Annotated in this window: 20 protein-coding genes; 7 read left to right on the top strand and 13 right to left on the bottom strand. The window is 43.4% G+C overall.

Annotation, left to right across the window (positions count from 1 at the left end; genetic code table 11):
• Positions 1 to 3: 3 nt before the first annotated feature.
• Both L3V33_RS01710 and L3V33_RS01705 read right to left on the bottom strand, forming a co-directional pair.
• The gene (locus L3V33_RS01710; protein ID WP_054545568.1) at positions 4 to 744 is read right to left on the bottom strand and encodes an SDR family oxidoreductase; all 741 of its coding nucleotides are present in this window, start codon (positions 742 to 744) and stop codon (positions 4 to 6) included.
• A gap of 530 nt (positions 745 to 1,274) precedes the next feature.
• Positions 1,275 to 1,952: an SH3 domain-containing protein gene (locus tag L3V33_RS01705; RefSeq protein WP_146457773.1), complete on the bottom strand. Its 678-nt coding sequence runs from the start codon at positions 1,950 to 1,952 to the stop codon at positions 1,275 to 1,277.
• Between the two features lie 96 nt (positions 1,953 to 2,048).
• On the opposite strand from L3V33_RS01705, the gene L3V33_RS01700 reads away from it, so the two are divergent.
• Together L3V33_RS01700 and L3V33_RS01695 are read left to right on the top strand one after the other, a co-directional pair.
• Entirely contained in the window at positions 2,049 to 2,624 is a 576-nt protein-coding gene (locus L3V33_RS01700; RefSeq protein WP_237288827.1) for a hypothetical protein, read from the top strand.
• 269 nt (positions 2,625 to 2,893) lie between these two features.
• Positions 2,894 to 3,136 (top strand): hypothetical protein, encoded by a 243-nt coding sequence (locus L3V33_RS01695; protein WP_017062621.1) that lies wholly within the window; start codon positions 2,894 to 2,896, stop codon positions 3,134 to 3,136.
• 168 nt (positions 3,137 to 3,304) lie between these two features.
• Here the strand turns inward: L3V33_RS01695 and L3V33_RS01690 are convergent, their stop codons facing one another.
• A complete protein-coding gene (locus L3V33_RS01690; RefSeq protein ID WP_017078313.1) occupies positions 3,305 to 3,763 on the bottom strand; it encodes an Lrp/AsnC family transcriptional regulator in 459 nt (152 codons plus the stop codon).
• A 149-nt stretch (positions 3,764 to 3,912) separates the two neighbouring features.
• Here L3V33_RS01690 and L3V33_RS01685 point away from each other — a divergent pair, with 149 nt between their 5' ends.
• Both L3V33_RS01685 and L3V33_RS01680 read left to right on the top strand, forming a co-directional pair.
• On the top strand, positions 3,913 to 4,842 hold the full coding sequence (locus tag L3V33_RS01685; RefSeq protein ID WP_054545572.1) for a DMT family transporter: 930 nt from the start codon (positions 3,913 to 3,915) through the stop codon (positions 4,840 to 4,842).
• 158 nt (positions 4,843 to 5,000) lie between these two features.
• Positions 5,001 to 5,456: a hypothetical protein gene (locus L3V33_RS01680; RefSeq protein WP_054545573.1), complete on the top strand. Its 456-nt coding sequence runs from the start codon at positions 5,001 to 5,003 to the stop codon at positions 5,454 to 5,456.
• Between the two features lie 33 nt (positions 5,457 to 5,489).
• Here L3V33_RS01680 and L3V33_RS01675 read toward each other — a convergent pair whose 3' ends face one another.
• The 5 genes from L3V33_RS01675 to L3V33_RS01655 all read right to left on the bottom strand — a co-directional run bounded on the left by L3V33_RS01675 (position 5,490) and on the right by L3V33_RS01655 (position 9,853).
• Positions 5,490 to 6,863, bottom strand: a complete 1,374-nt coding sequence (locus L3V33_RS01675; RefSeq protein ID WP_237288826.1) for a HAMP domain-containing sensor histidine kinase — start codon at positions 6,861 to 6,863, stop codon at positions 5,490 to 5,492.
• 66 nt (positions 6,864 to 6,929) lie between these two features.
• Complete coding sequence (locus tag L3V33_RS01670; RefSeq protein WP_146457768.1) at positions 6,930 to 7,661, bottom strand: response regulator transcription factor; 732 nt, start codon at positions 7,659 to 7,661, stop codon at positions 6,930 to 6,932.
• An 89-nt stretch (positions 7,662 to 7,750) separates the two neighbouring features.
• Positions 7,751 to 8,431 carry a spondin domain-containing protein gene (locus L3V33_RS01665; RefSeq protein ID WP_017076070.1) on the bottom strand — a complete coding sequence of 227 codons (681 nt, stop codon included), beginning with the start codon at positions 8,429 to 8,431 and terminating at the stop codon, positions 7,751 to 7,753.
• Between the two features lie 9 nt (positions 8,432 to 8,440).
• Complete coding sequence (locus L3V33_RS01660; protein ID WP_237288825.1) at positions 8,441 to 9,124, bottom strand: spondin domain-containing protein; 684 nt, start codon at positions 9,122 to 9,124, stop codon at positions 8,441 to 8,443.
• Positions 9,125 to 9,511: 387 nt separating this feature from the next.
• Positions 9,512 to 9,853, bottom strand: coding sequence for a YggL family protein (locus L3V33_RS01655; RefSeq protein WP_004731398.1), 342 nt, complete (start codon positions 9,851 to 9,853; stop codon positions 9,512 to 9,514).
• A gap of 254 nt (positions 9,854 to 10,107) precedes the next feature.
• Here L3V33_RS01655 and L3V33_RS01650 point away from each other — a divergent pair, with 254 nt between their 5' ends.
• Positions 10,108 to 12,135 carry a PhoX family phosphatase gene (locus L3V33_RS01650; protein WP_237288824.1) on the top strand — a complete coding sequence of 676 codons (2,028 nt, stop codon included), beginning with the start codon at positions 10,108 to 10,110 and terminating at the stop codon, positions 12,133 to 12,135.
• A gap of 242 nt (positions 12,136 to 12,377) precedes the next feature.
• Here L3V33_RS01650 and L3V33_RS01645 read toward each other — a convergent pair whose 3' ends face one another.
• The 3 genes from L3V33_RS01645 to L3V33_RS01635 form a co-directional block, all read right to left on the bottom strand.
• Complete coding sequence (locus tag L3V33_RS01645) at positions 12,378 to 12,998, bottom strand: LysE family translocator (RefSeq protein ID WP_004731394.1); 621 nt, start codon at positions 12,996 to 12,998, stop codon at positions 12,378 to 12,380.
• Positions 12,999 to 13,134: 136 nt separating this feature from the next.
• Positions 13,135 to 14,421, bottom strand: coding sequence for a DEAD/DEAH box helicase (locus tag L3V33_RS01640; protein ID WP_054545580.1), 1,287 nt, complete (start codon positions 14,419 to 14,421; stop codon positions 13,135 to 13,137).
• A gap of 181 nt (positions 14,422 to 14,602) precedes the next feature.
• Positions 14,603 to 15,586 (bottom strand): GTP-binding protein, encoded by a 984-nt coding sequence (locus L3V33_RS01635; protein ID WP_102553565.1) that lies wholly within the window; start codon positions 15,584 to 15,586, stop codon positions 14,603 to 14,605.
• 572 nt (positions 15,587 to 16,158) lie between these two features.
• Between L3V33_RS01635 and clcA the strand changes: the two genes are divergently transcribed.
• Entirely contained in the window at positions 16,159 to 17,565 is a 1,407-nt protein-coding gene (gene clcA / locus L3V33_RS01630; RefSeq protein WP_171316755.1) for a H(+)/Cl(-) exchange transporter ClcA, read from the top strand.
• Positions 17,566 to 17,935: 370 nt separating this feature from the next.
• Complete coding sequence (locus L3V33_RS01625) at positions 17,936 to 18,883, top strand: TDT family transporter (RefSeq protein WP_004731381.1); 948 nt, start codon at positions 17,936 to 17,938, stop codon at positions 18,881 to 18,883.
• A 133-nt stretch (positions 18,884 to 19,016) separates the two neighbouring features.
• Here the strand turns inward: L3V33_RS01625 and L3V33_RS01620 are convergent, their stop codons facing one another.
• Positions 19,017 to 19,832 carry a phosphodiesterase gene (locus tag L3V33_RS01620; protein ID WP_237288823.1) on the bottom strand — a complete coding sequence of 272 codons (816 nt, stop codon included), beginning with the start codon at positions 19,830 to 19,832 and terminating at the stop codon, positions 19,017 to 19,019.
• Between the two features lie 4 nt (positions 19,833 to 19,836).
• The gene (locus L3V33_RS01615; protein WP_237288822.1) at positions 19,837 to 20,919 is read right to left on the bottom strand and encodes an ABC transporter ATP-binding protein; all 1,083 of its coding nucleotides are present in this window, start codon (positions 20,917 to 20,919) and stop codon (positions 19,837 to 19,839) included.
• Positions 20,920 to 20,924 lie beyond the last annotated feature (5 nt).

The raw sequence follows: 20,924 nt of genomic DNA, 5'->3' as shown, positions 1-20,924 counted from the left end.
CAATTAGTGCATGTACAAGCCGCCATTCACAGACAATGTTTCGCCTGTAATGTACGCGCCAGATTCACTTGCTAAAAAGCCCACTGCGTCTGCAATTTCTATAGGCGTCGCTAAACGTTTCATTGGAATTTGGTTTTTAATTGAATCAAGGACTTCAGGCTTCATTTGCTCAACCATAGGTGTGCCTGTGTAGCCAGGGGCAACCACGTTTACTGTCACTCCACTTCTTGCACCTTCAGCAGCCAGTGCTTTTGAAAAACCAATCATTCCAGCCTTTGCTGCGGAATAATTGGTCTGTCCGAACTGACCTTTAAGACCGTTCACTGAAGAAATGTTGATGACTCGGCAATTGCCCTTTTCGCACATAGGTGCAAACAGAGGCTGTGTCACATTGAAAAGGCTGTTGAGGTTAGTCTCAATCACATCTTTCCAAGCTTCGGCATCCATCTTTTTGAAGACGCTGTCACGAGTAATACCTGCGTTGTTGACCAAAACATCCACCGTGCCTTCTTCTTCTAACAACTTGCTTAAGCTCTGTGCACATTCAGCGGTGTTGGTGACATCTAATTCAAACAATCGCACTTGATCTTCAGTAAATTGCTTTTCATTAAACCAATCCAGTGCGCACTGATAATTCCCAGTAAAATAGGTCGCGATAACACGATAGCCATCCGCGACTAATTTAGAAGAAATTGCTGAGCCGATACCGCCTTTTGATCCTGTAATTAGAGCAAGCTTTTTCATTAATGGTTCCATCCCTTACAAGCGATTAAATAACAATGATGTTAATAAGATAATGTCTTAGTCGATAATTAAACTTTACGTTTTTCTTTAATTAAACCCTACAGATCAAAATCAAAAATTATTATTACAAATATAAAATATTTTCGTATCATGATTAAAAACTAGACTTTCGTCCCAAAATCAATGAAATGTTACATGGATGTAAAGCTACACAATGATTTGATTTTAATAAGGTTTATTTGATTTCACTTTTATCACCAAGCAGATAAGTCTTTGTTAATACGAGACAAACCTATATCTCTCAGCTTGTTTCAAGAAGAATGCAATGTGGGGATTTGAAATGATTGATCATGAGAATAATAACAAAACTCTAATTAGCCATTAATAAATGGTTCCTTATCATTCTATATAAACCTCAATATAATTAACGTTCTGGATTGGAAAGCTGAACATTATGAATAGACAAAAAAAGCCCACTCAATCTATGAGTGGGCTTAAGTAAATGTTATTAATAAATAGAGCGCAGGATTCTACTTCGTAAATATTTCATTTGTATTTACATCTAAATAAATTTTATTTTCAAGCGATAGTCCGCCGCAATAAATAAAATAGACATCTCGGTCACTGTACTTTACCGATTTCACCCAACCACCCAATTCTTCGAAGTCACTTGGGTCACATTCGCCATCAGAGATCAGCTCAGCAACCGTATTGCGGAACTTCTCTTTATGGATCTTAAGATCGTCGGATTTAACCAAATATGAATCCAATATCTCTATGCTTTCTTTCTCGGAAATAATCACTTCATCATTAGATAGGCCAGACATCGAAACCCATTCGGCTGTCTGTGGTCCGCCTTCTTTTAGAACGATATAGTCTGAGATACGTACCCATTCACCCTGTTTTTCGAGTACTTCGACTTTTTCGCCTTTGTAGAGGTAATCTGTTATCAAGCCATCAACTTCTGGTTGTTCTACCACTTCAAGCTTTCTATCCAGAACGTAAAACTCTGTCTGTTCTGGCTCAGGTTTAAGTTCCATGATCGGTTTTAAATCAGCTTCAGGCTGAGCAACTTCTTCAACGGACTCTTCGGTTTTGTCTGCTGGTGGTGAGTCTTTCTTCATAACAAAGAAGTAGTACGCTGCTCCTCCTCCGCCCAATATTAACAACACAAGTAAAGCGATCAGCGCTTTTTTCATCAAATCCACCAGCTCTTCCGTCTTAGGTATCTTTTAAGTGTACATCAACTCATGCTGCTGCTCATCTATACTCTCAATAGAGAACGCAGTAAGTAGAGGAAAGTCATGAGTTTTTGGGTGAAGGTTATCATTGTGAGTGTACCTTTGAGTGCTAATGTCGCGCTAGCAAACCATTGTGACCGTGAAAACTGGCAAGTACTGTTGGACCGCCAACTCTCATTTGAAGGGCGGTACAACCAATACACTAAAGAATTCAACCAAGTTCTCTCAACCTATGAATCACAAACTCTGCTATCTAAACACTTCAACGAAACACAGGTCATTGAGCTTTGGGCAAAATATGAAGAAAGGTTTAATGTGCAGCTCAATAGTCATATGAATACCGCTTATGATGTCTCTGAGATTTTGTTAAAGCAGGCATACGTAGTCTCTACCGAATTAGATGGAGCTCAATCTCTCATTCACTCATGGCAAGCCGTGGCTCAACACTGTGCTAAAGCAAAGCTACCGCGCCAAACTGAAAGCGCACAGTTGCACGTAACAAGCTCGCAATCGCTCTCCAAAGATCTCCATACACTCAGTGAAAAGTTCCGTCAGCTGTCTTCAAAATACCGCAAAGAAGCCACGATGATTGACGAAGCACGCCACACAAACCAACCGACAAACGATGACCCAAACTGAAAACATTTCTAGGTTTCATCGCTTTCTCGACTGGATTTTTCCGATAAATATGCTTCCCTCAAGCCAAAATAGTCAGATAAGTCGTTAATCAAAGCTTTATCAATAAGTTGTAAAACTAATGTGCGAACTATCAACAATAAAGTTCAATTTCCGACCAATGCAAGCGAGCATATGAGATATTCATCACAAAATAGATTTACAAACGCCAAGAAATTGTTATCATGATTATTCATATAACTTAATAACAAGAAACATTTTGGCTAGGTAATATGCAAAAAACTATGGCTTTCAACTGCTTGAGTAACACGGAATGGACTGCGGAGATAAGAGGTAAACTTTTATCTGTAGCTAAACACATGGAAGAGTTCGGTTCAGTAAGTGAGCTAGAGCTATGTAAGATATTTGGAGAGACGATTTGGAATGACGGTGTGGATTATCATTCACATGCTTTCTCATTCAGAATTAACGCTCAAACTGGGGATTGTTCAATCTCTAACTTTAAGTATCACTAAGTTTTGCACCTATCATATGCGGAGTGCCTTTCTCGAGGCGCTCCGTTTTTTATTGCTGCGCATCTGGTATTTGACGACAGTCTTTAAGAGCAGCGGCACCCTAGTTTAACAACGAAAGTCATTTCGTTTTCAGCTCATTTCACCCAAAGACGTATCCCCTACTACTGTTCAGTCAGTGTAAACCGGAAGTGGCGCATTGCCTTTCACCTGCCTAATCGCAAGGTGAGTATGTATATCTTTTACGTTAGAGAGACGCTGTAGCTTTCTTGTAAATGCTTCATAAGCCATAAGATTTGGGCTGACAACTTCTAAAAGGTAGTCATAAGCTCCGGATACAACGTGGCAGCTGATGACCTCTTCCATCTCGACAATTGCACTTTCAAATTTATCAATCGACACTTCTTGGTGGTTGTTTAAGCTCACCTCAACAAACACACTCATTGCGATGCCGACCTGTTCTCGCGACAGGCTCACGCGATAACCGTCAATGATTCCTTTCTCTTCCAGTCTTTTGATGCGCCTTGCGCACGGTGAAGCCGACAAGCCAACCTCATCAGCTAGCTCAGCCGTGGTTAGCCTACCGTCTTTCTGAAGCAACTCAAGAAGATGTCTATCAATCCTATCCATAGTAAATACCGATCATTGGTTAAATTCATTAACAATTAGGAAAATATTAGCAGAAATCATCAACCATGACTCAAGTTAGAACAAAATTTGCCAACCTGTGGCACACCAAGTACCCCATAATGAGTCATCATCCACTTTCCTTGTTTATTATGAAGCTTGGCTACCTATCTATTATTGTCACTCTGCTCATCTGGGCGAGCTTTTTCCTTTCTCTTAAAGGCGGCGCAAATTCAGACTTAACACCTGCAGACATCGCACTGACTCGATTCCTCATCCCTGCATTAGTGCTATTACCTTTGATGTGGAAAGCACGCAGCACGATCGCTGCTGTCCCGAATCGATACTTGGCCGGTATGTTTGTGGGGTGTGGGTTGCCTTATTTACTCGTTGCTGGGATAGCCATGCAGTTTGTTCCGGTATCACATGGCAGTGCTTTGGTTCCGGGAACGCTTCCTCTGTTCGTAACAGGCATCGCGGTACTCCTTTTTAAACAACCGCTTAGCCGACACCGTGTCGTTGGTTTAGGTCTTGTTTTACTCGGGATATTGTTGTTTCTAGGAAATAGCTTAAGCAGCTTCAACTTTGAATACACCAAAGGTCACTTGTTGTTTTTGTGTGGCAGCTTAATGTGGGCAACTTTTACCATCTCAGCACGTGTTGCCAATCTTAATGCGCTTGTGAGTGCGGGTTTCATTTCATTCTGTTCCACTTTGCTATTGCTGATCCTTATCCTTACAGGAACCCTCCCTAGCCATTTAATGAGCACACCAATTGCTCAATGGCCAGTCACAGAACTTGCCATACATTCAGCGGTACAAGGCGTTGGTGCAGGTTTAATCGCGGCTTTCACTTATTTATATGCTGTAAACACGTTAGGGGCAGAGCGTTCAGCCGCCTTTGGCAGTGCAACACCTGCCGTTGCAACGTTGTTGGCGATCCCTCTGTTTAACGAGATTCCGGATACGATGACTTGGTTAGCACTTGGTTCAATTTGTATCGGCAGCTTGGTCGCGAGCAACATTTTCATGAGAAACGACCAGTCTATGCAGTATCAACCGCCAAGCCATAGTAAAGCCTGATACTGCGTTCCAACCTAAATACAGTTCCCCTAAACATCAATTTTAGGGCTTGTAGTACACAGATAAGCCTACAAACGTAGGCTTATCTAAAATCTCCTTTTTCTGAGCTCGCTTCTCCATTAAACTGTCCGACCTTTTTGCAGATCCAAGAGAACACCATGCAACGCGATTACACTTTAACTTGCTTAAACAACATGCCTCGTGAAGAACTAGAAGAATTTAGTTTAAGAATGATTCATCGCCTTGTCCCTGAAGATGCAATGACGGAACTGTTTACGTTCGAACAGGAAGAAGTGACCAATGAAGAGCGTATGCAATCAGCGAAGTTTGATGCGATGCTTAGAATGACTGCAATCGCGCTGAGTGAAGTGAATCTTGCGTTTAGTGAGTCGGATAACTCGCAACAAAACATCGAGCGCATGACTCGACTATTGCTTTGGCACTTCTATGCAATGTCGTTCAACCTTGAGCAAGCGATCAGCCTTGAAACTCACTGTGATAAAGTCGAGAAGATTTTGTTGAAAGCACCGACAGAAGCGTTTGGTTGGGTAAAAGAGCTAACAGAGTTGCTTCACTTCTATGCCAAAGTGAATGACGACAAAGAAAACGGATAGACTCGAATATTTCCGAACCGAAGGCAGACAGGGCTATACCGAAGGCAAGTAGAAACTTTGCTGAAATGAGTTCTCTGCCTTTGTTGTTTCTAACACGCTGTGATGCAACATCAGTATCGACTGGGCGATTTTAGTCCCAATACCCAGCGATCCATTGGGTGCTTCCAACTCGATCTCATTGTGTATAACCACTTTCACCCGTTTTGAATCAGCTTCTAGACCAACATTCATCGATACCACCGTTCCACTTGGACTATGCCTCAATGCATTATCTAACAGATTCAAGATCAATCTCTCAAGCAGATCACTGTCACCTACAGCCTTAATCCCATCTGGTATTTCGATATTGATCTGAACATTTTTCTGCAAGTATTGGCTTTGTATCGTCTCTAAGCACTCTCCCATCAACACATTGATATCAATCGAAGCATACTGATAGGTTGGCACAGGGTTATCAAGTTTGGCGCTGTCTAACAGAGAATGCAGCTGTTGAGATAGCTTGTTACCATTACGGTAAGCAACGTCAATCAACGGGTCTGACTTCGGATTTTGAATCTTCCACGTTTCTAAATAACCAAGCACACTGGAAAGCGGCGTTTTCAAATCATGACTGAGCTGTAATAAGCTTTGTCTACGATGCGAGGATTGATATTCAAGTTGCAAGAATTGTTGTTGAATGTGTTTCGCCATCAATTGATAAGAACGTGCTATGGGCACTAATTCTGGTACTTGGTGTGTGAAATTAGGTTCTAACCTAAAGTCTTGTTCAGCTTGTTGCTGCAATTTATTGGTTACCGCCTCTATTGGGTTCAACAAGCTGCGTTTCACTAACAGATACGCACCAATTGCAAAGCCCAAGATAGAAACCAGCACAAGCCCTGCTAGCGCGATATATGGCGTATCAACCTGGGAATTAGTAATCACAGTATGGCGATTACTTCCAATAACCACATACAAATAGCCGACAGTAGAACCAAGCTCTTCAATCGCCGCAACAGAAAAGACTTTAGGTGACTCGGGGTTAATCGGGTCCTCTCCTAAGATAGGATAAGCCCCTTCATTTAAAAACTGTTGGATAGGCGCTAAATCGATTTGGCTCGATAATTGGGTACCTTCAGGCGCCGCATGTGTAGTGATATTGCCCTGACTATCAAGAAAATAGATGTCGAAATCAGGTCCTATCAACATCAATGTATGGAATATAGATTTGAGTGCTTTGGGGTTGTAGTCGGTACCAATCATGAGAGGATTATCATCACGCATATGAACTGCCAGATCTTTATGTAAGCTCTGCTTGGTTCTTTGTTCTATGGTCTCTTTTTGCCAATGATAAGTGTAGGCGATGACCACACTCACCAACAGAAACCACAAACTTGTGAACAATACTAAACGCGATTTAAAACTCATGTTCTCTCCTCTATGGCTCGTAGATCTTACTGACTTTTTAATAAGCTTAGAAAGCGATACATAAACCTATACTTTCGATTCAAACTTGTATCCGACACCCCAAACGGTTTTAATGAAATCATCATCGTTATTGGGCATGGCAAGCTTGGTTCTTAGACGGTTGACCGTGCTACACACAGTGTGGTGGTAGCCAGAGTGATGAGTGTTCCAAACATGATCGAGCAACTCGTCTTTGCTGTATACGCGTCCCGGTCGGGTGGCTAAAAAGTGAAGTAAGGTAAATTCTGTTGCAGTCAACGGGACATCTTGGTTGTTAAGTGAAACCTGATGGCGCTCAGGTTGGATGGTGAGCCCACCAAAACTCATAATCGATTCTATTGTTGAGGTAGACTGGCCGGTTGATTCAACATGGTTTAGACGACGTAGTACGTTCCTCACGCGAGCTTGAAACTCCAGCACGCTAAATGGTTTAGTGATGTAATCATCGACGCCAGCTTCTAAACCCGACACCTTGTCTAGCTCCGCATCTCTTGCCGTTAGCATCAATACAGGTGTCCAGTCCTCTTGCTGACGTAACATTCGACAAAAATCGAGCCCATCTCCATCAGGCAAGCCTCGGTCAAGTACAACCAAATCAAACTGATCATTACTGTATAACGCGTTAGCTTTATCAATTGAGTTGGTTCTTGTTACGTCATGACCTTGGAACTTGAGATGCATTTGCACCAGTTCTGCCAAGTCATCATCGTCTTCGACCAACAATATGTTTGCCATCAAATTTACCGCAGCACTATTCATGATCCCTGCTCTATTCGGAGTCTGCCCACCTAAGATTGACCGGAACAGAGCAGGAATTCTTTCATTACACCTTTAACTCAGTTAATCGGCTACTCAGTTCGAGTAATAGTGATTCTTGCGCCTGGGTTAAGGAAGCGATGGTTGCCACTTAATGCCGACGTCGTCAGGCCATCATCTTGGCTTATTACACCTGCATGGAAGCTCACTACATCCGTGTCATTTCTTGTAGTGTTAAAGCCTTCACCACCGCCGGCAGGCCCCGGAATAGTCGCAGCAAGCTCGTCATTCAGCTCAGTCCCCGAATCCCAAACATTCATGTTCATGACGAAGGTATCACCCACGGCTAATGACTTGAGCGACAAACCGGATTCACCAACAAACGCATCATTAGTGTTTACCAGCATTGAAGCGACGGAGAGGTAGCCTTCTTGGTTAGGATCGACACGGATTGAAACAGTGTCGCTTTCACCTGAAAGAATCAAACCATTGCCAGAGATGCCTTGATAAACATTGGCATCACTGTCGCTTAGTGCCAGCAATTGAGCATTGCTGCCACCTTCCGCTAAGTATTCAAGATCCACCGAGGCACTTTGCCCGATTTCAAACAGATTGAAGCTATTATTGTGAGTCAATACCGCGAGTGGCGACATCGGCTGGTTTGGAGTGAGGTTAGTCACACTCACATCATAGCGATAGTAATCGTCGTCATCGTCCGGACAACCTGCTAACACAGCTACTGATGCAGCAATAAATAGAATTCTAGCTTTCATACATCCCCCTTACTTCACAACAATGGTGATAGTTGCAACAGGGTTTAACCAACGATGGCTGCTGCTATCGAGGTCACTGATGCCGCCCGCCGCATCACTATCACCAATGTTACCCGGATGAATATGAACTTTAGCGTTTGACACTGCAGTTTCAACTCCGGTACCACCAGCACCAAAGGTAATAAATGGCGGGTTTGGCATGCTGCCCGCTAGCTCATCATTGACTTCTGTGCCTGCGTCATAGCCATTGAGGGTCGCTTTATAGGTGCCCGCTTGAGTTGGGATTTTCCAACTGTCTAAGCCAACAAAGCCGTCGTTGGTTGGCAGCAGCATGGCACCCAATGACAAGTAAGCTAAATCACCGGTGTCGATATCAAACGTAGTTGCGACGCCCGGATTAAGAATACCGCTAGCTGGGTTTTCAACCACCACACCACCCGCGTTTGCAATCAAACTCGATAGACCTGAAATATCGCCACCTTCGGCCATCGATTCCAATTCCGCAGAAGCACTCTCACCCGTTCTAAACATGAACAAGCTGGAGTCATGAGCGGCTGCCAAGATAGGCGTAAAGTAGATCCCTTTCGTTGCGTTGGTAACGGTCACCTCAAGCTCTGCAGCCTGAACCTGAGCTGCTCCGAGGGTCAACATAGCCGAGCTGATCACTAAGCTGATTTGAGTACGTTTGTTCATTTTGATTCCATCCTTTATCGAGTCCTATCGTTGCCAACAAAACGAATAACAGCGATATACCGTTACCTTTGCCAGAACGAACTGTGGTGTTGTTAACTCTAAGAATGGCGATCAAATCTATCAGCAACTTCATTGAATTCTCATAAAACTCTCACAAGTTTATTCAAACTTCTTACCATCCAGAAAGACAGACCTAAAATACTGATATGTGAATAGAAACTCTCGTTCCAGAAATGAGAGATACACCAGGAATCATGGTTCAAGAATAGCGCAGACCAAACGCAAAAAGGCCCAATCGATATACCGACTGAGCCTTTCACTGATGTATAAAGCTTATCTCAGGAAAGCTCTATTCGCTTCCAACTGAGTTCGCCGAACAACACCAATTTAGAATGCGTAGTTTGCGTCAACAAGTTCGCTTACTTCTACTTTGCTTACTTCTGCGCGAGCTTCAAGCCACTGCGCTACTTGCAGTTGCTCTGCTTCTGTCACTGAACGATAGCGCTCAATAGAACATAAGAAACCTTCGAACAGCTCTAAACCACCGCCACCAAAGCACAGGCCGATGCTGTCGATAAAATCGATAAATTCATCGATGAACACATCGTATTGGTCAAAATCAGCAATCGAAGTCGTGCAGCTTACTTCAAAACCTAGAATAGCGAATTCACCTAGGTATAACTTCTTGCGTAGGCGGCGATTTTTGTTTTCGATTTTATCTAATTTCATAACTGTCTCTCTTTTCGTTTGATAAAGCATTTATACACAGTTCTTCGTTAATTCCCAAGAGTTTTGTATTGCACGAGAGGGTTAGCAGCAAAAATCGTGCTACAGAAACAAAACCTTAATCAAAACTATAAAAATCTGTCACTTAACTGCTTCACGATTGCTCACACATCAGCCCAAGTTATTAACCAATTCATTAGTAAGTGGGTAAGTCATAAATAACGAATAATAAAGTCAGCCAACAGGAAGCAGTCCCGATGAGCAAGGAAACATTTGATAGCACTCGATTCAATAAGAGTAACAACAAGCCTTTCGAAGAAGTTCTAGATGCAAACCTTTCAAGAAGAAACGTTCTGAAAGGCGGTTTAGGCATCAGTGCAATGACCGCATTTGGCGCGTTTGGTTTAGCGGGTCACAGCACGGCTAACGCTGCGACAATGCAAGCAACGGGCGCACAAAAAAGCACTGCAACACTTGCATTCGAATCGGTTAAAGGATCATTGACAGACAGTGTCGTTGTACCAAAAGGCTATACAGCACAGGTATTGGTTCCTTGGGGTACTCCACTCAACAAGCAAGGCAATGCTTGGTTAAAAGACGGCACCAACAATGCACAAGATCAAGCCAACGCATTAGGCATGCATCACGATGGCATGCACTTCTTCCCGCTTAATGGCAACAGCAATGATGGCTTATTGGTAATCAACCACGAATACATCGACCAAAAAGCACTGCACGCTAATGGTCCTACATACGATGAAGGCAACCGCCCTAGCCTTGATGAAGTTCGAAAAGAGATCAACGCGCATGGCGTCAGTGTGGTTCGTGTGAAACTTGAAGGCAACCAATGGGTGATGGTCTATAACGATCCTCTGAACCGCCGCTACACAGGCGCAACAGTAATGGACCTGTCTGGCCCTGTTGCTCACAGTGAATTTACCAAAACCAAGTTCTCACAAGACGGCAGCCAAGCTCGTGGCACGTTGAACAACTGTGGTAATGGCTACACGCCATGGGGCACTTACCTAACGTGTGAAGAAAACTGGCCGGGTTATTTCGTAAACAAAGGCGAGACAACACCGGCACAAGAGCGTATTGGTATCGCAACCGACAAAACACGTTACGGTTGGGACACACTTTCAGGTAACAAACAAGAACGCTTAGACGAGTTTGCACGCTTTGATGTGACGCCAACAGGTGAGTCAGCAATGGACGACTACCGTAACGAAGCACATGGTCACGGCTACATTGTTGAAATCGACCCATACACGGCGAACTCTCGCGCGAAGAAACGTTCTGCACTGGGCTGCTTCCGTCATGAAGGCTGTGCGTTCGGTAAGTTGACCGAAGGCGAGCCGATCGTATTCTACTCTGGTCACGATTCTCGTTTTGAATACCTGTACAAATTCGTTTCTGAAGAGAAATGGGACCCGCGAGATGCAGAGCCGAGCAATCGCCTAAGTGCGGGTGACAAGTACATGGACAAAGGCACACTGTATGTGGCTAAGTTCAACGATGATGGTTCAGGCACTTGGCTACCACTGACTCTGAGCAGTAAGACCACAAACGGCGGTAAGCTAGGTGATTCATTTGATTCTCAAGCAGCACTTATCATTAATACCGCAGGCGCGGCCGACCTTGTTGGTGCAACGCCAATGGATCGCCCTGAATGGTGCTCTGTTGACCCGATGACAGGTACCGCTTACCTAACGCTGACTAATAACAACAAGCGTAAAGAAGCGAACTCAGCGAACCCTCGCGTAAACAACAAATTTGGTCATGTTATCCGTTGGGATGAAGGCAAAACAGCAGGCGAGTTCGATTGGGATATCTTCGTATTTGGCTCTCCAGCTGTGGAAGACAAGTCTATTAACCGCTCTGGTCTAACAGACATGAACCAATTCGCGAGCCCTGACGGCTTAGCGTTTGATGCTCGTGGCATCTTGTGGATTCAGACAGATAACGGCGCAGATGAAGTAACGGGTTACACCAATGACCAAATGCTGGCAGTGGTTCCATCTCAGTTAACGGATGACAACGGCAACAGCGCGGTGATTGATGCAAACAACCAAGCACAGCTTAAACGCTTCTTTGTTGGTCCTAACGGTTGTGAAGTAACTGGCTTTACCATTAGCCCAGATTTCAAATCACTGTTTGTAAATATTCAACACCCTGCAAACTGGCCATCGTCAGACGATGCGACGGCTCAAACTCAAGGCAATGTTCGCCCAAGAGCATCTACGGTTGTGATTCGTCGTGAAGACGGCGGTGAAATTGCCGTTTAATCAGGGAACTAAAGCTGGTCTCTTTGATATCTATAGTGACTAAAAACGGCTCACTCTAAATACGTTACAACGAAAAAGAGCGATAAGGTTAAATACCCTATCGCTCTTTTTATATTCTATTCATTCTTCGGTTTAAGTAAGAATCCGAGCTTTCAAAACTCCTCATCAGCCCAAGTACGCGTCATCCTCGAGAAGGAGGAATGACTGACCCGAGGAGCTGTACCCGTTATCGCAGCTCAAAATTAGCTAACGAACAACCACACACCAACGCCCATCATCAGCGTACCTGCGATACGGTTCATCAACTTGACGTTATCGGCTTTACCCAGCATATGTTTTAAGCTCTTTCCGCCTGTCGCGTACAAGGTCATGCAGACAAATTCAGAAACCAGAATAATAGACACTAAAATCAACAATTGCGGGGCTAAGTCTTTATTACTGTTAATGAAAGGAGGCAATAACGAAATCATGAATGCCCAGCCTTTCGGATTCGCAATCGCTGTCACGAAGCCTTGAACCACCAAGTCCCAATCATTGCTGACTTTTGTTGTTTGGTTGTCAGTGCTGATCGCCAGTTTGCCTCTCGAACGCCACATCTGAACGCCTAAATAGAACAAGTAAGCTGCACCAACAAATTTGAAGCCCGTAAATAGCCACGGGTAGTTCAACATAATAGATGCAATACCCAATACCGCAGCAATAGAAACCACCGCAACACCAGCCAATTCACCGATCATCATCCATAATGTACGCTTGTATCCAACACTCATTCCTAGCGTCAAAGCCAAGGTCATACACATACCGGGCGTAATTGACACAAAGAAAAATGTGGGAATAAAAGCCCAAAGTAGCGCGCTGTCCATATTATTACCTTATCGACTTATTTTTATTTGAGTGTTTAGCTCGTTGAGCTGTCTTTGTAAGGAGTGACCTTGTATTTAGCTACACAACGAAAAAGAGCCACAATACAGTGGCTCTTTTTCATTACCAACCGTAATTTTACTTACGACGGTTTTTAATTCGCTTCATCATAGTCAAACGACGTTCAGCGCTTGCTTGATCTTGAGGCTCTTCGCTCGCGTTGTTCTTGCGACCTTGACGGTTTTTGTAAGCCGATTTTGTGTTCAACTTCTCGATGTAAGCATCACGTTTCTTCGGTTCATAACCTGGTTGTTCGACACGGCGAATACGTTGTTGGATCAGTGTTTCAACTTGAACAACAGTCAGCTCTTCTTCGCGGTTAACGAAAGAAATCGCATGACCTTGTTTACCAGCACGACCTGTACGGCCAATACGGTGAACGTAATCTTCCGCTAGGAAAGGCATGTCGTAGTTAATTACGTGTGGTAAGTCTTCGATATCAAGACCACGAGCCGCAACGTCGGTTGCTACCATTACGCGCGCTCTGCCTTCTTTAAAGTCATCCAGAGCACGACGACGAGCGCTTTGCGCTTTATCACCGTGACAAAGTACCGCTTTAATGCCGTCTAGCTTAAGCTCTTTTACCACATCATTCGCTGTTTCTTTGTAGTTCACGAATACAAGAACTTGGCGCCAGTTTTTACGGCCAATAAGCTCAGAAAGCAGTTCTGTTTTACGCTCTTGATCTACTGGGTAAACCACGTGACCAACAGTAGCAGCCGTTGAGTTTTCACGCTCAACACTAATACGTTTTGGTTTACGTAAAATATCAACAGACAATTGGTTTAACTGAGTAGAAGTCGTTGCCGAGAACATCATAATTTGCGGCGATGTTTCTACATCTAGCATGATCTTACGAACGGCATTGATGAAGCCCATATCAAGTATACGGTCAGCTTCATCGAATACTAGGAATTCTAGGTTAGCAATAGACACGTTACCCGCTTCTAAGTGCTCTTCTAAACGGCCTGGTGTTGCAACCAAAATATCAACACCCAGTTCTAATTGACGAACTTGTGAAGACATCTTGTTACCACCGTAAACCGCAGAAACGCTTAGTTCAGTGTATTTAACGTAGTCTTTAATGTTTTGAGCGATCTGCGCAGCTAGCTCACGAGTTGGCGCAAGAATTAGGCCACGAGCCGTACCACGAGATGCTTTTTTACCGCTATTCAAAAGACTCTGAATAACAGGCAATGAGAATGCCGCTGTTTTACCCGTACCGGTTTGAGCAGTAGCAAAAATATCATGGCCTTTACGAGCCATTGGAATCGCTTTTTGTTGAATTGGAGTGAGTTTTTCATAACCACACTCAGTCAACGCTTTGACTAATTCAGGAGCAAAACCTTGAGAAGAAAATGACATTGTTACGGGTTCCTTAAGCAGACAGCCTACATTCTTATTTCAGCCGAGCACTATAAAGTAATTAGAGTGATTTATCTCACATTTATCGTGATATAACGCAAACTTTCTCATTTAATCTGGTGTTTACTTCACCATCCGCGAAGCAAACACCAGAATCATCGTTTCAAACAGGATAATTGGGCTATTTGATACCACACAGCTTGAGCAAAATCTGTTCGAGCTCAGCCCAAGGCATCTGTTGTGAGTCAATCACTTCAAGTCGAGATTCGAAGCCATCAAGTGTTATTTCATTCACTGATACGACTTGATTCGCCACGTTAAACGCGTAACAACCTTGGTCAGTATTCACCACCGCTTTTACACGCTCAGCCGTTAGATCCGACAACATAGAGAATAGCTCATCAAAATCAAATTTATGCTCTGCGCCAAATAGCCAACCACAACTAAAGTAGCCTTGTCCTTTGTTCTCTTTTCGGATGAAAGCTTCACCGGGAGGAAGTTGGAATTGAGGCTCTTGCTCAGCGTGATCATGATGGTGCGACTCAATGTGAGATGAAGCACTGCCATGTACCCTTTCAATATCTAAGACTTCTAAGGGTACTTCACCGTCATGGATTAACTTATGAAATACCTTTGATGGTGATTGGTTAGTTACCCAGTCATTGAATACATCGATATCTTCAGAATGCACTAAATCGACCTTGGTTCCTAAAATCACATCGGCACTGTCTAGCTGATCATTAAAGTTCTGATTAGACGTGTACTTTTCGTTAGATAGGTTTCTTGGGTCAACCAAGCCTAGCGTCGCTTTTAAATCAACATACGGTGTGTACTGTTCTGAAGTCAGCGTAGCAATAACCTGTTTGGGATGGCCAAGCCCAGTCGGCTCAATCAATAAACGATCTGGCTTTTGGCGCAGCAAAGCATTGATGCCTACCGACATAGGAACGCCGGCAGTACAACACATGCAACCACCCGGCACTTCTTTAATCAAAGCGCCTTGATCTGTCATCAATGCGCCATCAATGCCGATTTCCCCGAATTCATTAACCAGAACAGCCCAGTTTTCATTCTCAGGTTTGTTTTTTAGTAGGTTCAAAATAGCGGTCGTCTTACCGACACCCAGAAAACCCGTAATTATGTTTGTAGGAACTTTTTTGGTCATATCAGTTCTCCTTTTTCAGGGAGTATATACTCAATCACCGAAAAGTTGACCCCAATCGATTGTTTATACTGAGATTCATTAATAGAGATATGGCGCAAATATAATCAGAAGAGATAAGAGTAGAGATAAATAGAAGGTAAATAGAGAAGTAGATGCGAAAGTTGGATGCTCCAAACGAACTAAAGGCGTACTTTATCAGTACGCCTCACCCTCGTTACTCAATCGTGAGTTCGCGAATCAGGAAGCCTTAAATATCGACCTGAACAATTAACGAGGAACTAAAACTTTGTTTCTGAATCCATCCAAATTGTGTGTAAAACCTCACTTCTCCTTGCGGTTTGTTATGTTGCTTTACGATCTAACTATGGTTCATTTTTGGGGATATTCAAGCTACCACCAGATATTCGATCAAAATTGTGACAGTGATTCCACTATTGTCCATAGATTCCATTTATGAAATGAGTATATTCCATAAATGAAAATCAACTTTTCATCTTTATTGCTATAGGATATGTATAGGAGGCGTATAATTCAGTACAGCCCTCCTTTAACGACTCAGGAACCTAGCCTCAATGACCAGAAGAGAGAAAATTAAGCAGTCCTTGCTAGCAAAAATGCCAAGGGATGCTATCAATCAATTTCTCTCAAGAGACAAAACACCCGCTTCTGTTCTCTTTCTTTCTTGTATCGTTGGCGTACTTGCTGGGGTTGTTGGCACCTATTTCGAAGTAGCCGTTCATTTCATTTCAGAAACTCGTACCGATTGGCTAAAAGATGAAATCACCAATTTTGTTCCTCTTTGGTTAGCCGCTTTCATTATCAGTGCTGCATTTGCCTTTATTGGATATTTCCTTGTACATCGCTTTGCTCCAGAAGCCGCAGGTTCAGGTATACCTGAAATTGAAGGGGCGATGGACGGAATGCGCCCTGTTCGATGGTGGAGAGTATTGCCAGTAAAATTCTTTGGCGGTATGGGCGCATTAGGTTCTGGTATGGTTTTAGGTCGAGAAGGACCAACCGTTCAAATGGGCGGCAGTATTGGTCGCATGGTCACCGATATCTTTCGGGTCAAAGATGACGACACTCGCCACTCACTATTAGCTTCGGGTGCCGCAGGTGGTTTAGCCGCCGCATTCAATGCACCACTGGCTGGCATCATGTTTGTAGTCGAGGAGATGAGACCACAGTTTCGCTACTCACTCATATCAATTAAAGCCGTCATCATCTCCGCGGTTTCAGCCAACATCGTTTTTCGATCAATCAACGGACAGTCTGCCGTTATCACAATGCCTCAATACCAACCGCCTGAACTGGATGCTCTGTGGTTATTCTTGTTGTTAGGTGTGTTGTTCGGCCTGTTTGGTGTGATTTTCAATAAGCTGATTACACTTTCGCAAGACCTGTTTGTGGCAATACACAAGAATGACCGTAAACGCTACTTAATGACAGGTTCCCTGCTGGGCGGTTGCTTTGGCTTATTGCTGCTCTATATACCGGAGTTGACTGGCGGTGGTATTGGTATCATCCCGAATATCACTAATGGCAACTACAGCGCAAACGTGCTGCTGTTAATCTTTTTAGGGCGCGTGCTCACCACGCTACTTTGTTTCGGCTCTGGTGCACCGGGTGGTATCTTTGCACCAATGCTTGCTCTAGGAACGCTCTTTGGTTACGCGTTTGGGCTTATCGCGGCGGCATTCTTCCCTGAACTGAATATAGAGCCGGGTATGTTTGCGATTGCTGGCATGGGCGCATTATTTGCCGCCACCGTACGAGCGCCTATCACTGGCATACTGTTGGTTATTGAAATGACAAATAACTACTATCTCATCCTACCGTTGATCATCACCTGCTTGGGCGCAGTAATCATTGCTCAGATGTTAGGAGGTCAGCCAATTTATAGCCAATTACTCAACCGTACGCTCAAAAACGAGAAACTAAGACAGCAAGACCTCCCTCAGCAAGAGGAAGTACGTTAACGACATTGAGAACGGTAGTTCAAATGTGGAACTTAAACGTAACTCGTCAAGTTCCACTAATACAGTCAAGTTCCATTGATACATGAGCAAACCCAGCTCGGTATTTATAAATCACTCAAAAAATAAAGCACACTTTCCTCGTGCTTAATGTCCCGATTTCGTATCAAAATCAAAAAAGCAAACGTTAAACTTGCTATCATCCACTCAAAATTATTTGAGTGTCCTTAACATCTATTGAGGACACAACTGAGCGCTCACTCTAGAGCAAAAATTCTATAATTGACTCAATATTATATAAACAGCTCACATTCTATAAATAACTAGTTGGAGAAAGACGTTGAACTGGAGAAGGTTAACCCAAGTAAAAAATGTGCCGCCATCTCAGGCGTCTTTGGCACTTGGTGTTATTGGACTAGGACAAGCTTGGGCATTATATCTGCCTGGGGTTGGTGAGATCATTCGCCCTTACCTTGCTGCATTTGGCGCACTGTTATTGCTACCCGTTTTACTTCGTTATCTCACCAGCTTTAATACTTTCATCAATGACATTCGTCATCCGCTTAGTGGAAGCTTGATGGCACCAATGAGCATGGCGTTATTGATTCTATGCGACTATTTAGCCGAAATCTCTCCAGTCATTGCTTACCCAGTCTGGTTCTGCGCGTTGTTATTACATTTTACCATGATGGTGTTGTTCTTTAGTTTCCAGATCATCAACTTCAAAATGTCGAACATTGTACCGAGTTGGTTTCTGTATCCGGTGGGGTTAATCAGCAGTTCCTTAGCAGGTTCACAATTTGGGCACACCGTTTTTTCAGAAACACTTGCGGCCACTTGTATCGGTATCTATTTCCTAATGCTGCCAGTGGTGTTGTACCGATTGGTATTCGAAGGAAACCTGCCACGCCGAGCAAGACCAACCTTAGCCATCATGGCAGCACCTGTGAACCTGTCTTTAGCGGCTTACTTGGTTAACTTCGACAACCCAGACCCTATTCTAACAGGCGCGTTGGCTGGCATTGCCATTACCATGACGCTACTGATCTACTTGTGTTACATACGATTGATGCGTCTGAAATTCCAACCTTCGATTGCTGCCGTCACTTTCCCTTCCGTGATCAGCGCTATTGCCATGCATCGTCTAACTACGTTTTTCGGCGCGGAATACCCACAATGGTATTGGCTGCACAAGTTTGGTTTCTTCGAGCTAACCATCGCGACTATCCTAGTGATTTGGGTTGCAGGTGGTTACGTGAAGATGTATTGGCCGGAGTTTTTTGATACTGACTACATGTCTAAAAAGGTCAAACGTTCTTAGCGTTTACTTAATGAAATTCTGTTGCTTATCTGTGCTAACAAAACTTAGCGCCTAGTCCCAAAAATAACGCCATTTGTTACATGTAACAAATGGCGTTATTCGTTCGCGCTAAATCAACTTACAACAATAATGTTTAATCGATCAAAGCACCATATTCGTCAAAGAATGGATAAGGACCATCACTATCTTCTATATAACTAATATGAGAAACCACGGACTTCTTAGCTATGGTCAGAAGTTGTATCGCTTTAGGTTCTAATGAAAAAGATGAATTTGCCTTTGGGTCGAGATCTAATGTGACTGAATGACTATGAGAAGGCCCCACCCAAACTGGAATTGAATTCCAAACTGCTGTAATTGGTCGATGTAGGTGGCCAGCACAAATACCCAGGATATTGCTAAAAGGCTTAATGACTTCGTAAAATTCATCAGCATTCTGTAAGTTCTGCACATCCATATGATTCAATCCTACGGCCATCGGAGGATGATGAATAAACAACATTATTGCCCTATCTCGATATTGTTCTAAGACCAAACTAAGCCATTCCAAAGTATCCGCAGTTAAATATCCATAGGGTTTACCAAGAACTGAAGAGTCTAATCCAATAAGTACCTCGTCATGACTATCTACGACAAAATTACAATATTCATCGTGATCAAACGAAACAAGATTCGACAACCCCTCACGCAGATTGTGTCTATCATCATGATTACCAGGAATGACATATAACGGCATGTCGAACTTCTCAAGAGCTTCGTTGATCAGTTGGTATTCTTCGATCAAACCAAAGTCACCTAAATCACCAGTAACTACGACACAATCAGGTCTCGGGCGTAAGTCGTTGATATGGTTTACGGCATCATATAAACATTTCAACGTATCAACTTTCTTATAGGCCTGCTTGCCCCCCTGCTTGATGTGCAGGTCTGTCAGTTGTGCAATTAACATAGTATTACTTCTTTAAAAGAATTAGCCGCTCAGGGGCGAACGAGATAATGACAACTTGACCAATTTGATAATCAACTCGAGCAAAACAATCAACCATCAGAGTTCTGTTTTTCTGTAAGCCCGACAACGTTACGCGCGTGCGGTCGCCAAGAAATACAGTACTGATAACCGTTGCAGTTAGTGCGCTGTTTTCATCAGTTACTTGCGTTAGTAAAATATCTTCAGGCCTTAACATTACACTGATTTCTTTATTAGTAGAGACCTGTGAGAGCACTTGATCAGACAAAGTAATCTGTTTGCCTGTATCCAACATCAGTTGTCCATCACCCACACTCCCTTCGAGTCGGTTCATTTGACCAATAAAATCGGCAACAAAGTTGTTAACTGGCTTCAAATAGATATCTTTTGCTGAACCAATTTGCGCAATTTCTCCATGGTCTAAAACCGCAATGCGATCCCCCATAGCCATTGCCTCTTCTTGATCATGAGTGACATATACCGCTGTAATGCCGAGTTTTTTTAAGAGATTTCGGATATCACCACGTAACCTTTGTTTCAACAGAGCATCTAATGCAGATAACGGTTCATCAAGTAAAAGAACATCGGGTTCAGTGATTATTGCTCGTGCTAAAGCGACGCGCTGACGCTGGCCTCCTGAAAGCTGATGGACATTTCGACTCGCATATTTTTCTAAGTCGAACATGCTAAGCATCTCTTTTAGCTTTCCGGTTATCTCAGACGGAGCGACTCCACGAACCTTAAGCCCATACGCAATGTTTTCGCTAACATTCATATTCGGGAATAGAGCATAAGACTGAAACACCATCCCAACTTTACGCTGTTCGATTGGCAAACACGTAACATCATGATCACCAAACTCAATCGTGCCGCCATTTTCATCCGCAAACTCTAGGCCTGCAATCATACGCAACGTAGTTGTCTTTCCGCATCCTGATGGGCCAAGCAAAACTAAGATTTCGCCCGCCTCAATTTTGAGATTTGTCGGCTTTAACGCCAAGGTTCCATCTGGGAATGTCTTCGTAATATTATTTAGCGAAATTTCCACGCCATTTTGTTGCTCTAACATATTGA

The organism is Vibrio sp. A2-1, from assembly GCF_021728355.1.
Taxonomy (GTDB): Bacteria; Pseudomonadota; Gammaproteobacteria; order Enterobacterales; family Vibrionaceae; genus Vibrio; species Vibrio splendidus_K.
Note: the sequence above shows the minus strand (reverse complement) of the source record. Positions and strands in the feature narration are given on the sequence as shown.

Coding starts and splice junctions, on each gene's coding strand:
- L3V33_RS01710 (WP_054545568.1), bottom strand. CDS start 744: ATGAAAAAGCTTGCTCTAATTACAGGATCAAAAGGCGGTATCGGCTCA.
- L3V33_RS01700 (WP_237288827.1), top strand. CDS start 2,049: ATGAGTTTTTGGGTGAAGGTTATCATTGTGAGTGTACCTTTGAGTGCT.
- L3V33_RS01695 (WP_017062621.1), top strand. CDS start 2,894: ATGCAAAAAACTATGGCTTTCAACTGCTTGAGTAACACGGAATGGACT.
- L3V33_RS01690 (WP_017078313.1), bottom strand. CDS start 3,763: ATGGATAGGATTGATAGACATCTTCTTGAGTTGCTTCAGAAAGACGGT.
- L3V33_RS01685 (WP_054545572.1), top strand. CDS start 3,913: ATGAAGCTTGGCTACCTATCTATTATTGTCACTCTGCTCATCTGGGCG.
- L3V33_RS01680 (WP_054545573.1), top strand. CDS start 5,001: ATGCAACGCGATTACACTTTAACTTGCTTAAACAACATGCCTCGTGAA.
- L3V33_RS01675 (WP_237288826.1), bottom strand. CDS start 6,863: ATGAGTTTTAAATCGCGTTTAGTATTGTTCACAAGTTTGTGGTTTCTG.
- L3V33_RS01670 (WP_146457768.1), bottom strand. CDS start 7,661: ATGAATAGTGCTGCGGTAAATTTGATGGCAAACATATTGTTGGTCGAA.
- L3V33_RS01665 (WP_017076070.1), bottom strand. CDS start 8,431: ATGAAAGCTAGAATTCTATTTATTGCTGCATCAGTAGCTGTGTTAGCA.
- L3V33_RS01660 (WP_237288825.1), bottom strand. CDS start 9,124: ATGAACAAACGTACTCAAATCAGCTTAGTGATCAGCTCGGCTATGTTG.
- L3V33_RS01655 (WP_004731398.1), bottom strand. CDS start 9,853: ATGAAATTAGATAAAATCGAAAACAAAAATCGCCGCCTACGCAAGAAG.
- L3V33_RS01650 (WP_237288824.1), top strand. CDS start 10,108: ATGAGCAAGGAAACATTTGATAGCACTCGATTCAATAAGAGTAACAAC.
- L3V33_RS01645 (WP_004731394.1), bottom strand. CDS start 12,998: ATGGACAGCGCGCTACTTTGGGCTTTTATTCCCACATTTTTCTTTGTG.
- L3V33_RS01640 (WP_054545580.1), bottom strand. CDS start 14,421: ATGTCATTTTCTTCTCAAGGTTTTGCTCCTGAATTAGTCAAAGCGTTG.
- L3V33_RS01635 (WP_102553565.1), bottom strand. CDS start 15,586: ATGACCAAAAAAGTTCCTACAAACATAATTACGGGTTTTCTGGGTGTC.
- clcA (WP_171316755.1), top strand. CDS start 16,159: ATGACCAGAAGAGAGAAAATTAAGCAGTCCTTGCTAGCAAAAATGCCA.
- L3V33_RS01620 (WP_237288823.1), bottom strand. CDS start 19,832: ATGTTAATTGCACAACTGACAGACCTGCACATCAAGCAGGGGGGCAAG.
- L3V33_RS01615 (WP_237288822.1), bottom strand. CDS start 20,919: ATGTTAGAGCAACAAAATGGCGTGGAAATTTCGCTAAATAATATTACG.